Raw genomic sequence first — 6068 nt, 5'->3', positions numbered from 1 at the left:
CATCGCATCCTGGGGCTGGAGCAGGTCCCAAGGGTTTGGCTGTTCGCCAATTAAAGCGGTACGTGAGCTGGGTTCAGAACGTCGCGAGACAGTTCGGTCCCTATCTGTTATGGGCGCAGGAGGTCTGAGAGGAGCTGCTTTTAGTACGAGAGGACCGAAGTGGACGAACCTCTGGCTTGCCGGTTGTCCTGCCAAGGGCAAGTGCCGGGTATCTAAGTTCGGAAGGGATAACCGCTGAAAGCATCTAAGCGGGAAGCCCACCTCAAGATAAGACCTCCCCGGGGATTCGATCCCCCTGAAGGCTCCTGGGAGACTACCAGGTTGATAGGCTGCAGGTGTAAGCGCCGCGAGGCGTTCAGCCGAGCAGTACTAATAAGCCGTGAGGCTTGACCATATTATCGGTTCCGCGTCGCAGGGTGTGCGGCGGAAGGATCGTGTTTTTTTTCCTGAAAGACATACATAAAGCTGCCGTGGGCGCGGAAAGTTCCCTGCTCCGGCGGCGGATGACGAAGTGATAGTCGTCCGGTGGCCATAGTGGAGAGGCAATACCCGTTCCCATTCCGAACACGGAAGTCAAGCTCTCTAACGCCGATGATACTGCCGCAAGGCGGGAAAGTAGGTAGCTGCCGGACTTTTTTTTTTCTCTGCGCACCACCTCTTGCGGCAGGGGTGCAACAAGTTTATTTTAGCAATAATTCTGAGCTATTATTTTCCTCTGCGGTACTTTTTATAATGCGAAAAAATTTTCTGTTGTATGTATTTTTTATACGGGTAGTCTGATGATTTCTGAAACGGATATGAAGATTTATGACATAGTACGGCAAATTCCTGCCGGAAAGGTAGCTACGTATGGAACGGTAGCGAAATTGGCAGGAAACAGGCGTTGGGCGCAGGCAGTAGGGAACGCACTGCATCGAAATCCGTTGCCTTTTTCTTTGGATGGAGATAATTCTTCTAATGCTTTAATTCCGTGCCATCGTGTTGTAAGCGCGGACGGAAGGCTTGCCATTAATTTTGGTGCAGGCGGAATACAGGCACAGGCGGCTTTATTGGAACGAGATAATGTTCGTGTTGTTATGAATACAGTGGATTTGGATTTATATGCGTGGAATCCTGCTGAAGGGCAGCAGTTGTAAAATCGTTTTTTTAGCGCAGTTTATAGAAGGTGGTGTTTTTCTGATTTACGCAGTTTGTTGTATGAAGGGAGTTTTTGACGTACAGTGATTTTTTGCTGTACGGGAATAATTTTGGAAATGAGTAAAATGACTGACAAAAATAGGGCTGCTTAAAAAGCAGCCCTATTTTTATTAAAATCAGTTTATGATGAAAGATGATTTATTCTGCAAGGTAGAATTTGAAATCGTATTTGCAATGTGTCAGTGTGTATGTATTTTCAGCATATGTGATTTTTACTTTGGTGTTTTCTCCTGTTCCTTCCGTAGTGTATGTGAATTCCACTTTTTCTGTGTACGGATCTGATTTTGTATATGTGTCAGGCTTTACGACACCGTAAATTTTGCTTTCATCAACAGCATAGATGTTGCTACTTATTGTTTTAGTGCCACCATCATATTTTGACCAGAAACTACCGCCTGTTTTACTCCATATTTCTATGTTATAATGATCATCAGAAAACTCGGAAATATCGAAAGGACTGTTATACAATGACAAAATTTCTAAAAATGTTGCAGAATCAGGTACATCAATTGATATCGTTCCGTCTTCATTTTTAGTGAATTTTAGTTTTAATACAGAAAAGAAGTCGAAAGTAAGGTATTCTTTCAATTGTTTTTTCCTGTATTCAACATATTTATTCAGTGCAGTCTGACAGTTGATGTCTTTGTCTAAGAATATTCCTTTTTCTGGAAGGGCGTATTTTATACAATCTAACAGTCCTGATTCTGTCGTAAAATCAAAATCGTCAGCATACCAGTCGTCTTTTAAATCTTCCAGAAAATAATCTTCATTCCAAGAATTTATAAGTTCTACAGCTTCCGAATATGAATATGGCTTTTCATCCACATATACAGATTTTCCTTTTAAGTTCAAAGTATTGTCATCGCCGATAGAATAATAATACTCTATGCCTTTTTCCCATACGGGCTGATCAGAAAGTCTGTTAGCCTCATTGTACGAGGCAATTACAGTTCCATCATCAGAGAAGTCAAATTTTCTAAATTTCTTTTCATCCTCATCATAAAATGTTTTTTCTGCAAAAATATCCTTTGGATTTGAAGTGCCCTAGGAGTTCCCGGTAATTCTACATCTGGGGTATCTGTGTTGGAGCTGTCGCTTCCTGTGCCACCTTCATCGGATGTTCCCGACTGTTCTACTTTCTGTGAGTCTGAGTCAGAATTACCGCCGTCATCACTTGGCAGGAAATAAAGGCGAATGCTGCAAGAATTGCGAGCGTACCAAAAATACATTTTGTTGTCTTTTTCATAAGAACCTCTCTTTTAGTGCATTGCACTGTAAATTGATAAGTTCGATTGTACTTCACCCCCCCCTGTGCTTTGTCAAGCGTTTCTGCGAATTTTAGGCTTTTTTCTTTTCTTTATGATATACTGTGGTAGTGGGTAAAATTATTTGTCCTTATTGACTATAATCTTTTTCTTTAGTATAACTTAATTAACTTTAATATAATTAAAATTCCTTTTGGAATGTTTTATAGAGGTTTATATGAATAAAACTATTGCTTTGATTCCCGGGGACGGAATCGGTCCTGATGTTGTTGCAGAAGCTGTGAACGTACTGAATGCTGTTGCTGATAAATACGGTCATCATTTTGAATACAAGAACGTTATTGCCGGTGGATGTGCCATTGATAAATTTGGAAAACCGCTGCCGCAGGAACAGCTTGATATTTGTCTGAACAGCGATGCTGCGCTGCTTGGTGCTGTAGGCGGTCCGAAATGGGATAATCTTCCGTCTGAAATCCGTCCGGAAAAGGCTCTTCTTGGACTTCGCGGCGGTATGAAGGTGTTTGCAAATCTTCGTCCAGCTGTGATGTGGAAGCAGCTTAAAGATGCGTGTCCTTTGAAAGATGAAATTGTCGGCGACGGTCTTGATATTCTGATTGTACGTGAATTGACCGGCGGTATTTATTTTGGTGATCGCGGTACTAGCGAAGATCAGAATACTGCCTGGGATACAGAGAAATATACGCGCCCGGAAATTGAGCGCATTGTTCGTATGGGTTTTGAATATGCGCAGAAACGGCAGAAACGTCTGTGCGTTGTTGACAAGGCGAATATTCTGAATTCTTCACAGCTGTGGCGCCGCGTTGCTGAGGATGTGAAGAAAGATTATCCTGACGTAACGCTTTCTTACTTGTATATAGACAATGCGTCTATGCAGCTGGTGCGCAATCCGCGTCAGTTTGACGTTATTGCAACTTCCAATATGTTCGGTGACATTCTTTCTGATGAGGCAAGCCAGATTACAGGTTCTATCGGTATGCTTGCGTCTGCATCTTTGGGTGACGGAACTGGTCCTGGTCTGTACGAGCCTATTCACGGTTCTGCTCCGGATATTGCAGGAAAAGATTTAGCAAATCCTTTGGCGACAATTCTGTCTGCTGCAATGCTTTTGCGCTACAGTTTTTCTATGGAAAAAGAAGCACGCGATATTGAGAATGCGGTAAATGCGGTTCTTGATGAGGGCTGGCGTACTGGTGATATTGCCGGAGCAAAGCGCGATGAAGTTTCTGCGGCAGGAAAACTTGTAGGTACAAAGAAAATGGGTCAGCTTGTCGTTGACCGTATTAAAAAATAAAAAACTGTCTGCATTTTTGCGGCATAAGTTTTTATAAGCAAAAGACTCCGCCGGCGCATTCATTTTGGTGAATTCTGCCGGCGGAGTTTTTTTTATTTGTTGTTTTTTTGTTATGGGGTATAATAGACAGACTATTTTGTAATAGGAGCTGTATCAATATGAAAAAGAATGGGATTGTCTGTATTCTTGTGCTTTTAATTTCTGCCGTTATGTTCGGGCAGACAAAAGAATCGACTAAAAACGGAGCGATTTTACACTGCTGGTGCTGGTCTTTTAAGACGGCGGAAGAAAATATGAAGGATATTGCAGAAGCAGGTTTTACTGCGGTGCAGTTTTCGCCAGTGAATACGTGTCTGGAAGGTGATTACGGCGGACTTGATCTTCTTGGCGCTGATTTGACCGGAAAATGGTATTATCATTATCAGCCAACGGACTGGAAAATCGGCAATTACCAGCTTGGAACGCGCGATGAATTTATAAGCGTCTGCAAAAAGGCGGAGGAATACGGAATTGCCGTTATCGTTGACGTTCTTCCAAATCATACGACGCCGCGAAAAACTGAAATCAAGCAGGATTTTCTTGATGCAGTCGGCGGAATTGAGAACTTGTATCACGAGGGCGAAAAGCGCGGTATTACAAATTACGGCGACCGTCTTCAGTGTACTACGTATTCTATGGGCGGTCTTCCTGATGTGAATACAGAAAATCCGGCGTTCCAGTCTTATTTTATGGCGTATATGAACGACTGCATTTCGTGCGGTGCGGACGGTTTCCGTTTTGATACGGCAAAACATATCGGTCTTCCTGATGACCCGAAAGATTCTAGGGCGAAGGAAAATGATTTTTGGTCGATTTTTACGGGAAGAAAAGCTGTTGGCGGCGTTATGCTTAAGGATGCGGACAAACTGTTTTTGTACGGCGAGGTTCTTCAGGGCGGAAATTCGCGCGAGGACGCATATGCTAAGTATCTTTCGGTAGTTGCAAGCGATTACGGCGGAGTTGTTCGCTCTGCGCTGAAGAACCGTAAGTTTTCGGCGAAAGGGCTTGCGGACTGGAGAAATGCTGCCGGTGAAGATAAGATAGTAACCTGGGTCGAAAGCCACGATACGTATGCAAATTACGGCGAATCGGCAAAACTTACGAATTTTGAACTTAGGGCAGGGTGGGCGCTTATTGCTTCAAGGAAGGGCGGAACGCCGCTGTTTTTTAACCGTCCGCAAGGTCCTGAGGCAACGCAGTTTCCGGGAGTGTCAAAAATCGGTGATATAGGAAACGATGAGTTTAAAAATCCTGAAGTTACTGCGGTAAATAAATTCCGTGCGGCGATGGCTGGCGAGGATGAAGAACTTTTGAACGGCGATGATGCAACTGTTCTTATGGTAAAGCGCGGCGACAGGGGAATTGTGATTATCAACCTAAATCCAAAGAAAGCTGCGAAAATTTCCGTTCCTGTTGCTTTTGCAGACGGTACGTATAAAGATGCGGCGCACGGTTATTCATTTACGGTGAAGAACGGCGTTCTGAGCGGAAAAGTTCCGAAGGAAAAAATTGCAGTAATTTATTGATTTTTGCTGCAAAAACTTCCGTTTTTTTTAATCTCCGTACTATATATATAGTATGGGAATTGTAAAACCGAATATACGCGAATTGACTTTGAAGCACGGAATTTCGTATCCGTCGGACGCTGAACTTTTGATGCTGATTTTGGGGAGCGGTACGAAAGACGTTTCCGTGGACAGGCTTTCAAAAACTGTCGTACGGAAATTATCTGAAACGAACTGCGAGAATTTGATACAGACGCTTCTTTCCATAAAGGGAATGGGCGAAAGCAAGGCGCTTGCCGTTGCCGCTGCGATTGAGTTCGGGCGCAGAAAAAACTGCCATAATACAGCAAGAATCATTAATCCTCGTGATGTAGTGCCGTTTGTGCGCAGCTATTCGATGTATCAGAAAGAATATTTTTTGACAGTAACGCTTAACGGCGGACACGAAGTTATACAAATTCGGGTGGCGTCTGTCGGAACTGTGAGCAAGGCAATCGTTCATCCGCGCGAAATTTTTTCTGAAGCAATAAAGGAAAATGCCGCCGCAATAATTGTGTGTCATAATCATCCGTCCGGGAACTGTACGCCGTCCGACGAGGATATAAAAACGACGTCCGTGCTGATGGAAGCTGCTGACATTCTTGGAATTGCGCTTTTAGACCACGTTATTTTTGACAAGACCAGTTATTTCAGTTTTGTTGAAAATGGACTTCTCTTTAACCAATAGAAAATCATCGGGATATGCAATAT

At 43.3% G+C, this 6068-nt stretch carries 5 protein-coding genes and 2 rRNA genes; 6 read left to right on the top strand and 1 reads right to left on the bottom strand.

Going from position 1 to position 6068, the window contains the following annotated elements; genetic code table 11:
- From B5D55_RS03790 to B5D55_RS03780, 3 genes are all read left to right on the top strand, one after another.
- A 23S ribosomal RNA gene (locus B5D55_RS03790) occupies nucleotides 1-394 on the top strand; the annotation flags it as partial.
- A 127-nt stretch (nucleotides 395-521) separates the two neighbouring features.
- Nucleotides 522-632 (top strand): 5S ribosomal RNA (gene rrf / locus B5D55_RS03785).
- 147 nt (nucleotides 633-779) lie between these two features.
- On the top strand, nucleotides 780-1136 hold the full coding sequence (locus B5D55_RS03780) for an MGMT family protein (protein ID WP_078932670.1): 357 nt from the start codon (nucleotides 780-782) through the stop codon (nucleotides 1134-1136).
- Between the two features lie 199 nt (nucleotides 1137-1335).
- Here B5D55_RS03780 and B5D55_RS03775 read toward each other — a convergent pair whose 3' ends face one another.
- Nucleotides 1336-2049: a hypothetical protein gene (locus B5D55_RS03775; protein ID WP_078932669.1), complete on the bottom strand. Its 714-nt coding sequence runs from the start codon at nucleotides 2047-2049 to the stop codon at nucleotides 1336-1338.
- Between the two features lie 630 nt (nucleotides 2050-2679).
- On the opposite strand from B5D55_RS03775, the gene leuB reads away from it, so the two are divergent.
- The 3 genes from leuB (at nucleotide 2680) to radC (ending at nucleotide 6045) form a co-directional block, all read left to right on the top strand.
- A complete protein-coding gene (gene leuB / locus B5D55_RS03765; RefSeq protein WP_078932667.1) occupies nucleotides 2680-3774 on the top strand; it encodes a 3-isopropylmalate dehydrogenase in 1095 nt (364 codons plus the stop codon).
- A 158-nt stretch (nucleotides 3775-3932) separates the two neighbouring features.
- Nucleotides 3933-5339 (top strand): alpha-amylase family glycosyl hydrolase, encoded by a 1407-nt coding sequence (locus tag B5D55_RS03760; protein ID WP_078932666.1) that lies wholly within the window; start codon nucleotides 3933-3935, stop codon nucleotides 5337-5339.
- Between the two features lie 52 nt (nucleotides 5340-5391).
- Nucleotides 5392-6045 (top strand): RadC family protein, encoded by a 654-nt coding sequence (gene radC, locus B5D55_RS03755; protein ID WP_078932665.1) that lies wholly within the window; start codon nucleotides 5392-5394, stop codon nucleotides 6043-6045.
- The last annotated feature ends 23 nt before the right edge of the window (nucleotides 6046-6068 follow it).

Origin of the sequence: Treponema porcinum, from assembly GCF_900167145.1 — a bacterium.
Classification (GTDB): domain Bacteria; phylum Spirochaetota; class Spirochaetia; order Treponematales; family Treponemataceae; genus Treponema_D; species Treponema_D porcinum.
Note: the sequence above shows the minus strand (reverse complement) of the source record. Positions and strands in the feature narration are given on the sequence as shown.